Origin of the sequence: Pseudomonas wayambapalatensis, from assembly GCF_049942315.1 — a bacterium.
Taxonomy (GTDB): domain Bacteria; phylum Pseudomonadota; class Gammaproteobacteria; order Pseudomonadales; family Pseudomonadaceae; genus Aquipseudomonas; species Aquipseudomonas wayambapalatensis.
This window is the reverse complement of sequence record NZ_JBNFMU010000172.1, coordinates 1-16,744: the sequence shown is the minus strand read 5'-3', so window position 1 is coordinate 16,744 and position 16,744 is coordinate 1. Positions and strand designations below refer to the sequence as shown.

Genomic DNA, 16,744 nt, shown 5'->3' with positions numbered 1-16,744 from the left:
ACGCGCGAAGGCGCGACATAAAAAAACGGATAGGGCGTGAGCCTCTATCCGTTTTCTCGTGCCGCTGAAGCGTAGTGCTGTGGTCAGGACTTCTCGAGGTTGCCAAGAATCTTCGCGTGCACGCGCATGCACACCTCCAGATCCGCCTCATCGACGCCAGTGAAGAGTTCGGCCCGCAGGGCATTGGCAATGGTTTCGATCTGATCGATGAGCGGTTTTGCAGGCGGGCACAGCAGGATTTTCTTGGCGCGCCGATCTTCCATGACCGCTTGACGACGCACCAGCCCCTGACTTTCCAGGCTGTCGAGCAGGCGCGCCAGCGTCGGGCCCTCGACACCGACACTCTGCGCCAGCTCGCGCTGGGTCGGCGCTTCGTCGAAACGGGCCAGGTGCAACAGCACCAGCCAGCGGGCCTGGGACAGGTTCAGCCCGGCCAGGCGGCGGTCGAGTTCGGCGCGCCAGCCCCGGGACATCTGGGCCAGCTGCATGCCGAAGCGGTGTTGGTTGTCGGTCAGGGGCATAAGCAACTCGATCGATAGAACTAATTATTAGTCAGCTAATCATGCCCCGGAGTATCAGGCAAGGCTCGGCGAGTGGGAAACGTCCGATAATCAACAAAAAGAATGACAAAGGTCAGGAATGACCGGGAAACCCGGCGTTACCGGCGGCACTCTACGCTCACGGCAGCAGGCACTATTGCCTCAGAGCTCGAACTCCGCCGCCAGCGCCGCACGCACGCAATACAGCACACCTTCCGGCACGCGCTGGCCAAACTGCGGGGCAATGGCCGAAACCGGCGGCAGTTCACCCTCCCCGTCGAGGAATGCGTCCTGTACCTCCATCATCAACTCTTCTGGCAGGTCCAGCGCCTGCTCCAGGCTCAGTTCCTGGCGCCCGATGGCCTCGGCCAACAGGCTGTAGACGTTCTTCTCGCTGCAGTTCAACTGCCCGGCGATCTGCGCCGGGGTCATGCCGGCGCGGGCCAGGCTGACCAGTTCGTGCCGCAGGTCGAGCACCACCTTCGGTGCCTCCTCGGTGCCGCCGGCGCCGTTGAGCACCTCCAGGAACGCCTGGCCATAACGCTCCAGCTTGCGCGCACCCACGCCACTGACCTGGGCCATGTCGCTGAGACTGGTGGGCTGGCTGCGCAGCATCTCGAGCAACGTCGAATCGGGGAAGATGACATAAGGCGGCACGCTGTGCTCCTCCGCCAGCTTGCGCCGCAGTGTACGCAGCGCCTCCCACAGCTCGCGCTCTTCGGCACGCACCAATTGGCTGGCCGGGCTGCCGCTGCCACTGCCCGAGGACTTGGCCACGGTCTGCGGCTTGAGATCGCGGCGCAGTTGCAGGTTCACCTCGCCTCGCAGCAGTGGCCGGCAGGTGTCGGAAAGACGCAGACCGCCATAACCCTCGAGGTCGATGTCCACCAGGCCACGGGCAACCAGCTGACGGAACAACGACCGCCATTCGTGCTCGCCCAGCGCCTTGCCGACCCCGAACACCGACAGCTTCTCGTGACCGAAATTGCGTACCTTCTCGTTATCCTTGCCCATCAGCACATCGACCAGATGGCCAACCCCATAGCGCTGGCCAGTGCGAAACACGGCCGACAGCGCCTGGCGGGCAGGCTCGGTGGCATCCCAGGTCTGTACCTTGTCGACGCAGTTGTCGCAATGGCCGCAGGGCTGCTCGAGCACCTCGTCGAAGTAGGCCAGCAAAGACTGGCGCCGGCAGCGCGTCTCTTCGCACAGCGCCAGCATCGCGTCGAGCTTGTGCTGTTCGATACGCTTGTGACGCTCGTCGCCTTCGGAGTTCTGCAGCATCTGCTTGAGCATCACCATGTCCTGCAGGCCGTAGGCCATCCAGGCATCGGACGGCAGGCCGTCACGCCCGGCCCGACCTGTTTCCTGGTAATAGGCCTCAAGCGACTTGGGCAGGTCGAGGTGGGCGACGAACCGCACGTTGGGCTTGTCGATGCCCATGCCGAACGCGATGGTGGCGACCATGATCAGCCCTTCCTCGTTGAGGAAGCGGTGCTGGTTGGCCGCGCGGGTCTCGGCAGCCAGGCCGGCGTGATAGGGCAATGCCGGGAATCCCTGCTCGCAGAGGTAGGCGGCGGTTTCGTCGACCTTCTTGCGCGACAGGCAGTAGACGATGCCGGCGTTGCCGCGCCGCTCGCCGAGAAACGCCATCAACTGCTTGCGCGGCGATTCCTTGGGCACGATGCGATAGAAAATGTTGGGCCGGTCGAAGCTCGACAGGAAACGCTCCGCGCCCTGCAGGTGCAGGCGCTGGACGATCTCCTCACGGGTGCGCATGTCGGCAGTGGCGGTCAGGGCGATACGCGGCACATGCGGGAACAGCTCGGCAAGCTGACCCAGTTGCAGGTATTCGGGGCGGAAGTCATGCCCCCATTGCGACACGCAATGCGCTTCGTCGATGGCGAACAGCGAAATATCCAGGTCGCGCAGGAACTCCAGCATGCGTGGCTGCACCAGGCGCTCAGGCGCCAGGTAGAGCATCTTTACCTCGCCGCGGCGCAGGCGCCCAGCCAGGTCGCGCTGCTGCTCGGGGCTGAGCGTCGAGTTCAGCGCGGCCGCAGCCACCCCCAGCTCATCGAGGGTGGCGACCTGGTCGTCCATCAACGCGATCAGCGGCGAGACCACGACGGTAAGGCCAGGGCGCAGCAGGCCTGGCACCTGGAAGCACAGCGACTTGCCACCCCCGGTGGGCATCAGGACCAGTGCATCGCCCCCGTTGGCCACGCATTCGATGATCGCCGCCTGGCGACCTCGGAAACTGTCGTAGCCGAAGATGTCCTTGAGGACGCGCTGAGCCTGTTCGAGCATTTGCCACTCCAAATCGCCGTACCATCCTGGACACAGGCTGGACGATAAATCCGCCGCGCACACGTCGAATGCGTAAGCGGTTTTTGCCGGGCGGCGCAGAAACGCCAGCTGGCTTGAAAAACTGCGGAGTATACCCGAGTGCCCTGCTCTGCGGCAGGCTCCGGTGACAGACGTTCCCTTTGCCCCGCCGAGGCTGCAAGGTGCTAGAATTCACTATCGTTTATTCCCCAAGGTAGCCCTGTAATGTCCTTCGCCGAGCAACTGACCCGCCTGCAAGCCTTCCTCGACGCCGATGAGCTGCACGAAGAAGCGCTGGACTACGTCGCCGCACACGGCTACCTGACCGCGCTGTCGATCTGTGCCGAGGACGTTCCCGAGCGCGAATGGATCGACGCGCTTTTCGCCGAAGAACCTCACTACGCCAGCGAAGCCCAGCGCACCGAGATCGAAGCGACGCTGGTGGCCCTCAAGGGCCACATCGCTCGCCAACTGGCCAGCGACGAGGAATTCGACCTGCCTTGCGAGCTGGACCTGACCGACGAGCCGGACGATTCCGACCTGCGCGGCTGGTGCATCGGCTTCATGGAGGGCGTGTTCCTGCGTGAAGAGGCCTGGTTCGAGAACGCCGAAGAGGAAGTCAGCGAAATGCTGCTGCCGATCATGGTTGGCTCGGGCCTGTTCGACGAACAGCCTGAGTTCGCCGACATCGCCAGCAACGCCAACCTGCAGGACGACATGGTCGTGCAGATTCCCGAGGCACTGAGCGCGCTGTTCCTGCTGCTGCACGCGCCGGAAGAAAAGCCGGCCCTGCTCAAGCCGCGCCACCACTGATTCGCAGTGGTGCGCTACCTGCTGCTGGCCGTCGGCTGGCTCAGTGTCGCGCTAGGGGTGCTGGGGATCTTCCTGCCGGTGTTGCCCACCACCCCTTTCCTGCTGCTGGCGGCGGCCTGTTTCGCCCGCAGCTCGCCGCGCTTCCACGACTGGCTGGTGAACCACCCCAGGCTCGGACCGTGGATTCGCGACTACCTCAACGGCGAAGGTATCCCGCTCAAGGGCAAGGTCTACGCCATCGGCCTGATGTGGGCGAGCATCGGGCTGTCGAGCTACCTGGTGCCGCTGTTCTGGGCCAGGGCCTTCATGCTCACCAGCGCCGTGCTGGTCACCCTCTACATCCTCAAGCAGAAGACCCTGCGCCATCCGTAACCGGTTACACCGTATCCACCTTCAACGAATGATCGTTGAGCATGCCGCTGATGACGGTCGCGGTATCGTGCCCTGCCGCGATCATGCCCCCCGCTCCCGCCGTCACCCCGTAATGCTGGGCCAGGTCGACGCCGGCAAGATCGATGGTCTGGGTCGCCGCAGCACCCGCCACACTACTGACCTCAATGGTCGAGACCACATTGACCCCACTGCCACTGACCTTGAAGTGCAGGTAGTCATCCAGCGAGGCTGCCGTAGCATTCTCGCCTTGCAGCAATTGCGACAGGTCGAGCCGGTCGCTGCCCGGCGTGAAGTCGGTCACCCGGTCGTGCCCGGTATCGCCTTTCTGCCAGACGAAGGTATCGTTGCCGCTGCCGCCGGTGAGGGTGTCGTTGCCTGGCCCACCAATGAGGATGTCGTTACCGCCACCGCCGATGAGAATGTCGTCCCCCAGGCCACCACTGAGCACATTGTCCCCCTCGTTGCCGATCAGCGTGTCGTTGTAGTCCGAGCCGATCAGGTTCTCGATGCTGACCAGGGTGTCGAGGCCCGCCCCGCCGGTGTTCTGCGCACCGACATGGCCGAGATCGACCGTGACCCCGGCCGTCGCCGACGCGTAGCTGGCGGTGTCATTGCCGGGCCCGCCGTCCAGCAGGTCGTTGCCGGGGCCACCGATCAGCAGATCATCTCCCTCCCCGCCGTACAGGGCATCGTTCCCAGCCCCTCCCACCAGCACATCGTGGCCGGCACCACCGTTCAAGGTGTCGTCGCCATTGCCCGCCAGCAGTACATCATCGCCTGCCGTGCCCTGCAAGGTGCTACCAACCTGATAGGTGATGTCCACCGCCCCGGAGGCGCTGCCGCCATGGTTGTCGCTGAGCGTGTAGCTGCCCTGGTAGACCTCGTTCTCGGCATGGCTGTAGTCGATCACCAGGCTCAGCTTGTAGTTCTCCGCCGCCTTGCTGTTGCCCAGGGCATTCTCGCTGTTGATCACGTGAATGCTGTACACACCGTCGTGGCTGGCGGTGAAGCTGCCACCGTCGGCGATCGGCTGATAGCTGCCGTTGGCATCCTTCCACTCCAGCATCAGGTTGCCTGCCGGGCGGTCATGGTCGAGGCTGAGGCTCTCACCCTTGCGCAGGGTCACGGTCAGGGTGTCCTCATCGTTGGCATTGCCGGTGCTGATCGAACCCAGGTACCCAGCAATCACCAAGGCCGCCGTCATGGAGCCCGAGATCGCCGTGAAGTCACTGCGCGCCAGGTCCTTGAGCTGGTTCTCGAGCTTGTTGGCGGTGCCATCGAACTTGAGCGTCTGTGCCTGGCTGCCTGCCGTGAAGCCCGCGCCCTTTTCGGCAAAGCCCGTGTTGAAGGTGATGGGCGCAGCGCTCAGGTGGTCGTGATCCGCATCGCTGTCATTGGCCAGCAGCGCCTGGGCCGGGACGGTGACACTGGCACCGGTGATATTGGTGATGATGTGGTCGGCACCCGCCACTGGCGCGCTGTTGCTATTGATCTTCACCATCAGGCTGGCGCTGCTGGTGTCGCCGTCGTTGTCGCTGACAGTGAAGCCGAACTTCTCGACCTGGCTGCTGCCGGTATCCTTCGGCGGCGTGTAGGTAAATTCACCAGTGTCCATGTCCACCAGCAGCGTGCCACCGAGCGCAGTCTTGATCGACAGCGTGTTGCCGCTGGTATCGAAGCTGGCCTTGTCCGGCCCTCCGGCAACGCTGTAGGCTCCCTGCCCAGCATTGGCCTTGGGATCGAAGGTGTAGGTGGTGCCATCGACCAGCAGCGCCTTGATGAAGCCGCCATCGGCACCAAAGTGCCCGCCACTCATCAGGCTGCCGGTGATCGGTGCCCCCTGCACAGTGCCCGACAGCACGGCGCTGAGCTGGCTGAGGTCGGTAACCACCACGGAGCCCGTATCCACATGGCTGCTGCCGTCGTAGGCCAAGGGGTCGAGGTTGGCCTGGTTGACGCCAGTGCCCAAGCCAATGGCGTAGGACTTGATCCCGTTGTTATCGAGGAAGCTTTCCCAGGCCGCTTCGCGCACCGCTGTCATCGAATGATTGTCAGTGGGCACGCCATCGGAGAAGAAGTAGCTGATGTTCTGCGCCCCCGCGATCTTGCCGCTGGTGACAAAGGCTTCCTGCGCCTTGGTCGCGGCGGAGTCGTAGTAGGTCGAGCCGTCGGCGCTCAACCCGGCGACGATGCTCTTGGCCTCGGCGATCGATACCCAGACCGGCGTCTTGACCCAGGCCCCGGTGGCGAAGGTGACGATTTGCACCTTGATATCGCCCATGTCGTCGTACTTGTCGAGCAAGGCGTTGATCGCCTGCTTTGCCAGGGCCAGACGGCTCAGCCCCTGCACACCAGAGGCAAAGTTCATGCTGCCGGAGACATCGATCACCAGCAGGATATTGGAGTCCACCTGGCCGGGCGTGATGCTGCGTTCGGCGCACACGGCCTTGGGCACATCATCGACGATGGAAATGGCAATGGTGCTGGTGACACTGTTGCCCAGCGAATCGGTGGCCTTGTAGGTGAAGTACTCGACAACCCGATTGGCGCCATCGTCCGCACCGCCCGGGGTTTTCGGTGCCGAGATCAGGGTGTAGGTGTAGGAACCATCGGCGTTGATCTGGATTTGCCCGAACTGGCCGACAGCATTGCCTACCAGGCTATAGGTCAATGCCCCGACACCGCCGCCGACCGAACCCACCAGACTGCCGGAGGCGGTTTCCGCCGTTGAATGCGGGTCACTGCCAGTGACCGTGCCCACCGCCAGGTCGTTGCCGTCCTTGACCAGGTCCAGCGCCTTCTCGTACACGGTGACGTCACGATCCTCACAAGCCACCAGCTTGCTGTCCTGCACATTGATGGTGATGGTCGTGGTGCTCTCGTCACCATCGGCATCGCGAATGGTGTAGACGAACACGTCGCTAGCGCCGACCTTGGACACACTGTCAGGGTTGGCGTGATAAGTCGCATTGCCCTGGGCATCGAGGGTCAGGTAGCCGTACTGGCCCATGACCTGACTGCCAAGCTGGCCAATCGCCGAGGTCGAGGTGTCGCTGCCGGCGCGCACGCCGACCACATACTGACCGTCTGCCCGCACATCGGCACCGACAATGTCGTTGTCCAGCACATTGCCGCTGACCACGCCGCCTTCAGTCACACTGGCCACATCGCAATGGGCCTTGGGTACATCGTCGACGATGGTGATGACGATGGTGCTGGTAGTCGAGTTACCTACGGAGTCCGTCACTTGATAGGTGAAGGACTCGGTCAGACTGTTCGCACCGTCATTGACGTTGCCCGGCGTTTTCGGCGCTGAGGTCAGGGTGTAGGTGTAGGAACCATCGGCATTGAGCTGGAGCTGGCCATATTGCCCCGTGGCATTGCCCACCAGGCTGAAGGTCAGCGCGCCAACACCACCACCCACCGAGCCCGCGAGGCTGCCGGAAGCGGTTTCCGCTGTCGAGTGCGGGTCACTGCCGGTGACATTGCCTGCGGCCAGGTCGTTGCCATCCTTGTTCAGGTCCAGTGCTTTTTCATACACCTTCACTTCACTGTCTTCGCAGGCCACCAGCTTGCTGTCGTGCACATTGATGGTGATGGTCGTGGTGCTCTCGTCGCCATCGGCATCACGGATGGTGTAGACGAACACATCGGTAGCGCCGGCCTGGGACACGCTGTTGGAGTTGGCATGGTAGGTCGCGTTGCCCTGGGCATCGAGGGTCAGGTAACCGTACTGGCCCATGATCTGGCTGCCGACCTGGCCAATCGCCGAGGTCGAGGTGTCGGAGCCGGCACGCACGCCGACCACGTACTGGCCGTCCCCGCGCACATCGGCACCGACAATGTCGTTGTCCAGCACATTGCCGCTGACCACGCCGCCTTCAGTCACGCTGGCGACATCGCAGTGCGCCTTGGGCACATCGTCGACGATGGTGATGACGATGGTGCCGGTGGTCGAGTTGCCGAGCGAATCTTTCACCTGGTAGGTGAAGGACTCCGTCAGCGTGTTCGCGCCGTCATTGACGTTGCCCGGCGTTTTCGGCGCCGAGGTCAGTGTATAGGTGTAGGAGCCGTCGGCATTGAGCTGGATCTGCCCGTACTGACCTGCGGCGTTGCCTACCAGGGTGAAGGTCATCGCCCCGATACCACCACTCACCGCCCCGGCCAGCGAGCCCGAGGCCGTCTCGCCCGGGGAGTGTGGATCGCTGCCGGTAACAGTGCCTGGCGCCAGGTCATTGCCGTCCTTCACCAGATCCAGCGCCTTCTCGTAAACCGTCACGCCGCCATCAGGCGTTGCGACCAACGAGCAGTCGTGGATATCAATGGTGATGGTGGTGGTGCTCTCGTCACCGTCGGCATCGCGGATGGTGTAGACGAACACATCCGTAGCACCAGGCGGCGCGACACTGTCGGGGTTGGAGTGATAGGTCGCGTTACCCTGGGCATCGAGGGTCAGGTAACCATACTGGCCGACCACCTGGACGCCCAGTTGGCCAATGGCCGAGGTGGAGGTATCACCGCCTGCGCGAACCCCGACCACGTATTTGCCATCAGCCACCACATCGGCGCCGAATACATCATTGACCAGCACGTTGCCACTGACGGTGCCGCCCTCGAAGACATTGGCAAAATCGCTGTGCGCCTTGGGCACGTCGTCAACGATGGTGATGACGATGGTGCTGGTGGTCGAATTGCCCAGCGAATCCTTCACCTCGTAGGTGAAGCTCTCCGTCAGACTGTTCGCCCCATCATTGACGTTATCCGGCGATTTCGGCGCCGAGGTCAGCGTGTAGGTGTAGGAACCATCGGCATTGAGCTGAATCTGGCCATACTGGCCCACCGCATTGCCCACCAGCGTAAAGGTCAGCGCACCGACGCCACCGCTCACGGAGCCCGCCAGGCTACCGGAGGCGGTTTCGCCGGTGGAACCCGGCGTGCTGCCGGTGACAGTACCCGGGGCCAGGTCATTGCCATCCTTCACCAGGTCCAGCGCCTTTTCGTACACCGTCACGCCGTCGTTGGGCCCGGCGATCAGCGAGCAATCCTTGACGTTGATGGTGATGGTCGTGGTGCTCTCGTCACCGTCGGTGTCGCGGATGGTGTAGACGAACACATCGGTGGCACCGGCCGGCGCCACGGCATTCGGGTTGGCATGGTAGGTGGCGTTGCCGGCAGCATCGATGGTCAGGGTGCCATACAGGCCCCCGATCGCGGTATTGAGATTGCCGATGGCCGAGGTCGAGGTGTCGGACCCCGCCCGCGCACCCACCACCACATTGCTGGTCCCAGCCTGGTCGGCGCCCAACTGATCGTTAAGCAGCACGTTGCCGCTGACCGTGCCACCCTCCACCACGCTGGCCGAGTCGGGCTGCGCCTGGGGTACGTCGTCGACGATGTTCACATCCAGGGTGGCCGTGGCGCTGCTGCCATCGGTGTCCTGGGCGATCACGCTGAAATGCTCGCTCAGGCTGTTGGTGCCCTCGCCCGTAGGATGGCCTTCGTTACCGAGCAAGGTGTAGCTGTAGCTGACCACGCCGGTGGCCGGGTTGTAGCCGGTGATGGTCAGGGTGTTGCCCAGCGCGGTCGTGATCGACTGCGGGAAACCCGCCACCACGCCGCCGCTGACCACGCTGATGCCACCGACACTCAGGGTCTGCAGGCCGTCCGGTGCACTGACGGTAAAGCTGCCACTCTGGGTCAGGGCGGTGCTGTCCGGCGCACTGCCGTTGCTCAAGTTTTTCTCGTAGACCGTCAGCTCACCGCCCTTCACATCCAGGCCACCGAGGGTTACCGGATCGTCGAGGTTGGTGATGTTCAGGGTCAGGGTCGCACTGCTGGAGTCACCGTCCGCATCCGTCAGGGTGTAGGTGAAGGTCTCGACGCCATGTCCGCCACCGTTGAGGTTCTTGAAGTCCGGATCGTTGACGTTAAGCGTGTAGGTGTAGGAACCGTCCGCAGCAAGCACCAGGGTGCCGTAGGTTCCGACGTAGGTACCGGCCACCACGGGGCCGCCGACCACCCGATCGGCGCCCTGGACGTCGTTGTCCAGCACATTGCCGGTGAGCTGGGTGTGCTGCTCGGTGGCAGTGACCGCGTTGGTATCGTTGACCGCCGTGGGCACATCGTCGCGAATGATCACGTCCAGCGAGCCACTGGCGACGTCGCCATCCGTGTCGCTGACCAGCACCGGGAAATGCTCGCCGAGTTCATTGCTGCCTGCCCCGTCCGGATGGTGCTCGGCGCCGGTGAGGGTGTAGCTGTAGCTGACGACACCCGTGGACGGGTTGTAACCGGTGATGGTGAGGACGTTGCCAAGGCCCGTGGTAATGGACTGGCCCACACCGGTCACCACACCGGCAGTCACCACGTTGATACCGCCGACGCTGAGGTTGAACACACCATCCGGCGCGACCACGGTGAAACTGCCGGATTGGGTCAGGGCTGCCGGGTTGCTGGCCGATCCCAACGGCAGGTTTGCCTCGTTGAGGGTCAGTTCGGCGGGGCTCAGGTCGAGCCCGCGCAGGGTGACAGGATTGTCCGGCGGTGTAACGGGAGGATTCACAGGTGGATTGATCGGCGGGTTTACAGGGGGATTGACCGGTGGATTGAGCGGCGGCCCGAAGGGCCCTGCGTTATTGTCGACGTCCAGGGTGCCGATGTAACGGTTGGCCAGTTCCGGAATACCGTTGAAGCCGGCGGTGGGGAAGCCGATGGTCGGATCGACCCGTCCGGCCACCTCGGTCAGCAACACGAAACTGTGCCCGCCCCCCAAGGCCCCGGGCGCTCCGTTGGCGCCAGGCCCGGCGGCGGGTGCTTCGCCCTCCTGCGTCGGGTCGGCACCTGCGGCAATGGCTTGCTGCAGACGCTCGACATCGCTGAGCTGCGCCTGGCTGGGAAGCGGATCAGGAGCTTGTACGTGGGGAGCACGGTTGGCCAACAGGTCCGGGGTCATTTCCAGGCTGCTGCCTCGTCCCAACGTCAGCTCGGCGCCGTTGTGCAAACGTACGGCCACAGCACCGGCGGCTCCGGTTTCCAGTTGCTCGCCAGCGAACAGGCGGTCGCCCTCCACCAGCATACGCTTGGCACCGTCGCTGCCCACCGCGAATACCTGGCCTATGACCTTGCTGACCACGCCAATTGATTTAGCCATGAACGCACGCCTCCCCTGCCGATTGGCTTTCTGCAGCGGCGGACAGGCCAGGTAATGCGGGAAGCGATCCTTTGCGGGGTCTCGCGTCTGTCACAAGGGTGAGAAATCGCCTTCACCAAGACAGCTCAACGCGTGCGGTAGTGGGAATTGGCCATTATTCGAATGCCAATTTTTTGTCGCCAAATTCCGCCGTCGTTGTCCTCTCCAGGGTCCTTAGCTGCAAAAAATCTGGAACTTTCTCCGAAGCCCGGAAATCAGGTACTGCAGCCGATTTACCCGAGCGCTTGAATAGAACAATGTCTCGGTTTGCTTAGACCGCATAAGTTTTTTTTCGCATAGACCTTATGAAAAAATCTTCTTAGCTTGCCCGTTAAATGTTCTTAGCTCTGTTGTTACAAACCTGAAACGGTTTCAACTCAATTTTTCGTCATTTTTTTGGCGAAACGCAGGACCTTTTTAAAGACCAGGGAGAAGTACCCCATGCGCGTGTTAACCCCCATCACCAGTGCGATCCTGTTGGCCATGGCCTGTGCCAACGCTCAGGCGATGTCGATCACCGAGGCTGTCCAGAGCGCCGTGGACTACCACCCTCAGATCAGTTCCAATCGCAACAGCAAGCTGTCGGCCGATGAGGATGTGAAGTTCGCGCGCGGAGGCTACTACCCCAGCGTCGACCTGGTGGCCGGTTATGGCCGCCAGCGCTCGGACAACCTCAATACGCGCGGCATCAACCCCGACGGCACGCGCAACCACAACAAGGAAACCCTCAACTACACACAGTCCGAGCTGCGCCTGCGACAGATGATCTTCGACGGCTTCAACACCGCCAACGAAGTCGGGCGCACCGAATCGGTGGCCACCTCGCGCGCGTACTACACCCAGGCCATCGCCCAGGATGTCGCCCTGCGCGCCATCGAGGTGTACCTGGAAGTGCTCAAGCGCCGTGAGCTGGTGACCCTGGCCAAGAACAACCTGCAGGCACACCTGCGCGTCAACGACCAGATCGGCCTGCGCAGCGAGCGCGGCGTGGGCAGCACCGCCGACCTCGACCAGTCCCGCGCCCGTCGCGCCCTGGCGGAAAACAACCTGGACACCGCCGAGGTCGACCTGGCCGACGCCGAGGCCAACTTCTACAGCGTCATCGGCCGCCAGCCGGACGAACTGGAAACGCCGACCTCGATCAAGATCCAGATGCCCGGCACCCTCGATGAAGCCCGCCAGGGCATGCGCGAGAACAACCCGTACCTCAAGTCCGCCCAGGCCGATGTCAACGCTGCAGAGAAACAGTACGAAGTGGCCAAGTCGCCGTTCTATCCACGCCTGGACGCAGTGCTGGCCACCGGTGCCAACAACAACCTGGGCGGCGAGCGCGGCCACAGCAACAACGACTGGCAGGCCGGCGTCGAGCTCAGCTACAACCTGTTCCGCGGCGGCAGCGACAAGGCGCGCCTGCAGTCCGATGCGCACAAGATCAACCAGGCCATGGACATCCGCAACAACGCCCTGCGCGAGCTCACCGAGAACCTGAGCCTGGCCTGGAACGCCATGAACAACGCACGCAAGCAGACCCCCAGCGCCCGTGAATACGCCGAGACCACCCAACGCGTGCGTGGTGCCTACCAGGACCAGTTCGGCCTGGGCCAGCGCACCCTGCTCGACGTGCTCGACAGCGAGAACGAGCTGTACAACGCCAACCGTCGCTACACCGAAGTGCGCTACACCGAAGAGTTTTCCATGTACCGGGTGCTGGCGACCATGGGCGAGTTGCTGAGCAAGCAGCGCATCTCGCTGCCACCGGAAGCCATCGCCAAGACCGAAGTGCGCAATGAGGCGCAGTTGCCCGATATGCGCTAGGCCCTGCGAAAGGCGGCTGCAGCCCCCTGCAGCCACTTCCCGTCCACCGCGGCAGGAGTAGGCCATCGTGACCAGTATGCAAAGCACGCAGCCCAACCTGGCTGCGGATGATCCATTGCTCGATGGCCTGCTGATCCTGTGCAAGGTTCAAGGGTGCCCGGCCAGCCGCGCCAGCCTGTGTGCCGGCCTGCCGCTGGCCGACCAGCGCCTGAGCCTCGAACTGCTGCCCCGGGCCGCCGCCCGCGCCGGGCTGCAGGCGCGAGTACTGCGCCGCGAGCTAGGCGCGATCAGCCCGCTGAACCTGCCGGTACTGTTGCTGCTCGGTGACGGGCGCAGCGCCGTGCTGCAACGCTGGAGCGAAGATGGACGGGCGCTGATCCTGCCGTGCGAGGCCGAAGGTGGCGAGCAATGGGTCGAGCGCCAGGCGCTGGAGCAGGCCTACAGCGGGCAAGCCCTGTTCGCCCGCCCGCGACATACCCTCGAAGACCTGCGTACGCCACTGCTGCCACGGGTCGAAGCCTGGTTTCGCGACACCCTCAAGCATTCACGCTGGCTGTACAGCGATGCCCTGCTGGCCAGCCTTCTGATCAACCTGCTCGGGCTGATGGTGCCGCTGTTCGTGATGCAGACCTACGACCGCGTGGTGCCCAACCAGGCACTCTCGACCCTGTGGGTGCTGGTCATCGGCCTGTTCATCGGTACTGCCTTCGAGCTGGTACTGCGCATGGTCCGCGCGCACCTGCTGGACCAGGCCGGCAAGAAGACCGACCTGATCCTGTCCGCCACACTGTTCGAGCGCATCACCGGCATGGCCATGAAAGCACGTCCGGCCAGCATCGGCGGCTTCGCCCAGAGCATCCACGACTTCCAGGGCCTGCGCGAATTCCTCACCGCCGTCACCCTGACCAGCATCATCGACCTGCCCTTCGTGGTGCTGATGCTGCTGGTGATCGGCCTGCTCGGCGGCTGGCTGGTGCTGATCCCGCTGGTGGCCTTCCCGCTGGCGGTGGGTGTGGCGTTGTTCATCCAGATACGCCTGCGCGATACGGTGCAGAAAAGCCTGAGCCTCGGCGCCGTGCGCCAGGCCTTGCTGATCGAAACCCTTGGCGGCCTGGAAACCCTCAAGGCCTGCGGCGCCGAAAGCGAACGCCAGTATCTGTGGGAACACACCAACGGCGCCATCGCCCGTCTCGACGCCCATGCCCGCAACCTGTCGGCCCTGGCCAGCAACGGCACGCTGTTCATCCAGCAGTTCTGCGGCATGGCCACCATCGTCGCGGGGGTCTACTCGATCATCGCCGGCAGCCTCAGCGTGGGCGCCCTGATCGCCTGCTACATGCTCGGCAGCCGGGTGCTGGCGCCGCTGGGCCAGATCGCCGGGCTGATCACCCGCTACCAACAAGCGCAATTGACCATGCGCAGCACCGACGCACTGATGAGCTTGCCGCAGGAGCGCCAACCCGGCCAGCAGGCACTGGAGCATACGGCGCTGCAGGGCGGCCTGGGCATCAGCCACGTGACCTTCCGCTACCCCGGCCAGGTTGCCGCTGCCCTGAACGACATCAACCTGTCGATCAAACCCGGGGAGCGCATCGGCATCATCGGCCGCAGCGGTTCGGGCAAGAGCACGCTCGGGCGGTTGTTGATGGGGTTTCATCACCCTGACGAAGGCCAGGTGCTGCTGGACAACCTCGACCTGCGCCAACTGGATATTGCCGACCTGCGCAACCAGCTGGGCTATGTCGCCCACGACATGCCCCTGCTGGCAGGCAGCCTGCGCGACAACCTGACCTTGGGCGCACGCCACGTCAGCGATGCGCGCATGCTCGAAGTCGCCGAGCTGACCGGCGTCAGCGAACTGGCCCGCCAACATCCGCAGGGCTTCGACCGCCCGCTGGGCGAGCGTGGCCAACTGCTCTCCGGCGGTCAGCGCCAGGCCGTCCTGCTGGCCCGCGCACTGTTGCTGGAGCCGCCGATCCTGATCCTCGACGAACCCACCAGCCACATGGACAACAGTAGCGAAGACCAACTGCGCCAACGCCTGCTGGCCTGGGTGCCCGGCAAGACCCTGCTGCTGGTCACCCACCGCAGCTCGATGCTCAGCCTGGTGGATCGGCTGGTGGTACTGGACAACGGCAAGGTGGTGGCCGACGGGCCGAAGGACGCGGTGATCGACGCCCTGCGCAAAGGCCGTATCGGCGCAGCCCTGTAAACGACGTCAAGAACGGCGCTGCCAGAGGCTCCGTGGCTTTCATCGGAGGTAGACATGCCCCTCAGCCAAAGCGTTCGCAGCCATCTCGCCGGCGCCGACAAGCATGCCGAGCGCGACTACATGCCGGAGCTGGCCGGCGCCACCCTGCAGGACTCGCCGCGCCTGTCGCGCATCACGGTGTGGCTGGCAGCAGCGCTGTTGCTGGTGGCCCTGGTCTGGGCCAAGTTCGCCGTGCTCGACGAGGTCACGGTCGGCGAAGGCAAGGCCATCCCCTCGAGCAAGGTGCAGGTGATCCAGAACCTCGAAGGCGGCATCGTCACCGAGATCTTCGTGCGCGAAGGACAGATGGTCGACAAGGGCGCCACCCTGCTGCGCCTGGACGACACCCGCTTCAAGTCGAACAAGGGCGAGAGCGAAGCCGACCGCTACGCCCTGACCGCACAGGTCGAGCGCCTGTCGGCCGAATCCGAAGGGCGCCCCTTCGCGCTGTCGGACGAAATCCGCGCCAAGGCACCGCAGGTGGCCGAAGACGAAATCGCCCTCTATCAGTCGCGTCAGCGCCGGCTCACCAGCGAGAAGCAGACGCTCAACGAACAACTGCGGCAGAAGACCCAGGAACTCGCCGAATTCCGCTCCAAGGTCGATCAGTACCGTTCAGCGGTAGGGCTGCTGCAGCAAGAGCTGGACATGTCGTCGCCACTGGTGAGCAAAGGCGCCATTTCTCCGGTGGAGATCCTGCGTCTCAAGCAGCGCAGCGTCGAAGCCCGCGGCCAACTGAACGCGACCAACCTGGCCATTCCTCGCGCTGAAGCGGCCATTGCCGAGATTCGCAGCAAGATCCAGGAGTCCGAGGCGAGTTTTCGTTCCGACGCGGCCAAGGAGCTCAATGACAAGCGCACGGAATTGTCGAAGATCACCGCCACCAGCATCGCCATCGACGACCGGGTCAACCGCACCACCGTGGTGTCGCCAGTGCGTGGCATCGTCAAGCTGCTCAAGGTCAACACCATCGGCGGCGTGGTCCAGCCCGGCAGCGACCTGGTGGAGATCGTGCCGATCGAGGACAACCTGCTGATCGAGGCCAAGGTGCGCCCGCAGGACGTGGCGTTCCTGCATACGGGGCAGGTGGCGATGGTCAAGTTCAGTGCCTACGACTACACCATCTATGGCGGGCTCAAGGCCAAACTCGAGCTGATCAGCGCCGACACTGTCACCGACGACAAGGGCAATGCGTTCTACCTGATCCAGGTGCGCACCGAGAAGAACCATTTGGGCGGGGACAACAAGCCGCTGCTGATCATCCCGGGGATGACCGCGACGGTGGACATCATCACCGGGCAGAAGAGCGTGCTGGATTACCTGCTCAAGCCGGTGATGAAGGCCAGGACCGAGGCGATGCGCGAGCGGTGAGGGCCGTGGGATTGGTGGTGGCCTTTTCGCGGGCAAGCCCGCTCC

Annotated in this window: 8 protein-coding genes; 5 read left to right on the top strand and 3 right to left on the bottom strand. The window is 63.7% G+C overall.

All coding sequences use genetic code 11. From position 1 onward, the window contains the following. Positions 1 to 83: 83 nt before the first annotated feature. On the bottom strand, positions 84 to 521 hold the full coding sequence (locus ACPZMI_RS11670; RefSeq protein ID WP_186666846.1) for a MarR family transcriptional regulator: 438 nt from the start codon (positions 519 to 521) through the stop codon (positions 84 to 86). 180 nt (positions 522 to 701) lie between these two features. Further along, the gene (recQ, locus tag ACPZMI_RS11665; protein WP_426352266.1) at positions 702 to 2,849 is read right to left on the bottom strand and encodes a DNA helicase RecQ; all 2,148 of its coding nucleotides are present in this window, start codon (positions 2,847 to 2,849) and stop codon (positions 702 to 704) included. Positions 2,850 to 3,092: 243 nt separating this feature from the next. Between recQ and ACPZMI_RS11660 the strand changes: the two genes are divergently transcribed. After that, on the top strand, positions 3,093 to 3,680 hold the full coding sequence (locus ACPZMI_RS11660) for a YecA/YgfB family protein (protein WP_186666848.1): 588 nt from the start codon (positions 3,093 to 3,095) through the stop codon (positions 3,678 to 3,680). Positions 3,681 to 3,689: 9 nt separating this feature from the next. Then, on the top strand, positions 3,690 to 4,052 hold the full coding sequence (locus ACPZMI_RS11655; protein WP_186666849.1) for a YbaN family protein: 363 nt from the start codon (positions 3,690 to 3,692) through the stop codon (positions 4,050 to 4,052). Between the two features lie 4 nt (positions 4,053 to 4,056). Here the strand turns inward: ACPZMI_RS11655 and ACPZMI_RS11650 are convergent, their stop codons facing one another. Next, positions 4,057 to 11,223 carry a retention module-containing protein gene (locus ACPZMI_RS11650; RefSeq protein WP_426352265.1) on the bottom strand — a complete coding sequence of 2,389 codons (7,167 nt, stop codon included), beginning with the start codon at positions 11,221 to 11,223 and terminating at the stop codon, positions 4,057 to 4,059. A gap of 480 nt (positions 11,224 to 11,703) precedes the next feature. Between ACPZMI_RS11650 and ACPZMI_RS11645 the strand changes: the two genes are divergently transcribed. From ACPZMI_RS11645 to ACPZMI_RS11635, 3 genes are all read left to right on the top strand, one after another. Continuing rightward, a complete protein-coding gene (locus ACPZMI_RS11645) occupies positions 11,704 to 13,077 on the top strand; it encodes a TolC family outer membrane protein (RefSeq protein WP_186710091.1) in 1,374 nt (457 codons plus the stop codon). A gap of 76 nt (positions 13,078 to 13,153) precedes the next feature. Then, positions 13,154 to 15,289 carry a type I secretion system permease/ATPase gene (locus ACPZMI_RS11640; RefSeq protein ID WP_426352270.1) on the top strand — a complete coding sequence of 712 codons (2,136 nt, stop codon included), beginning with the start codon at positions 13,154 to 13,156 and terminating at the stop codon, positions 15,287 to 15,289. 54 nt (positions 15,290 to 15,343) lie between these two features. Beyond that, entirely contained in the window at positions 15,344 to 16,699 is a 1,356-nt protein-coding gene (locus ACPZMI_RS11635; RefSeq protein ID WP_426352264.1) for an HlyD family type I secretion periplasmic adaptor subunit, read from the top strand. Positions 16,700 to 16,744 lie beyond the last annotated feature (45 nt).

What these genes read in the sequence shown, in the direction of transcription:
- ACPZMI_RS11670 (WP_186666846.1), bottom strand. Translation starts at nt 521, where the DNA reads ATGCCCCTGACCGACAACCAACACCGCTTCGGCATGCAGCTGGCCCAG.
- recQ (WP_426352266.1), bottom strand. Translation starts at nt 2,849, where the DNA reads ATGCTCGAACAGGCTCAGCGCGTCCTCAAGGACATCTTCGGCTACGAC.
- ACPZMI_RS11660 (WP_186666848.1), top strand. Translation starts at nt 3,093, where the DNA reads ATGTCCTTCGCCGAGCAACTGACCCGCCTGCAAGCCTTCCTCGACGCC.
- ACPZMI_RS11650 (WP_426352265.1), bottom strand. Translation starts at nt 11,223, where the DNA reads ATGGCTAAATCAATTGGCGTGGTCAGCAAGGTCATAGGCCAGGTATTC.
- ACPZMI_RS11645 (WP_186710091.1), top strand. Translation starts at nt 11,704, where the DNA reads ATGCGCGTGTTAACCCCCATCACCAGTGCGATCCTGTTGGCCATGGCC.
- ACPZMI_RS11640 (WP_426352270.1), top strand. Translation starts at nt 13,154, where the DNA reads ATGCAAAGCACGCAGCCCAACCTGGCTGCGGATGATCCATTGCTCGAT.
- ACPZMI_RS11635 (WP_426352264.1), top strand. Translation starts at nt 15,344, where the DNA reads ATGCCCCTCAGCCAAAGCGTTCGCAGCCATCTCGCCGGCGCCGACAAG.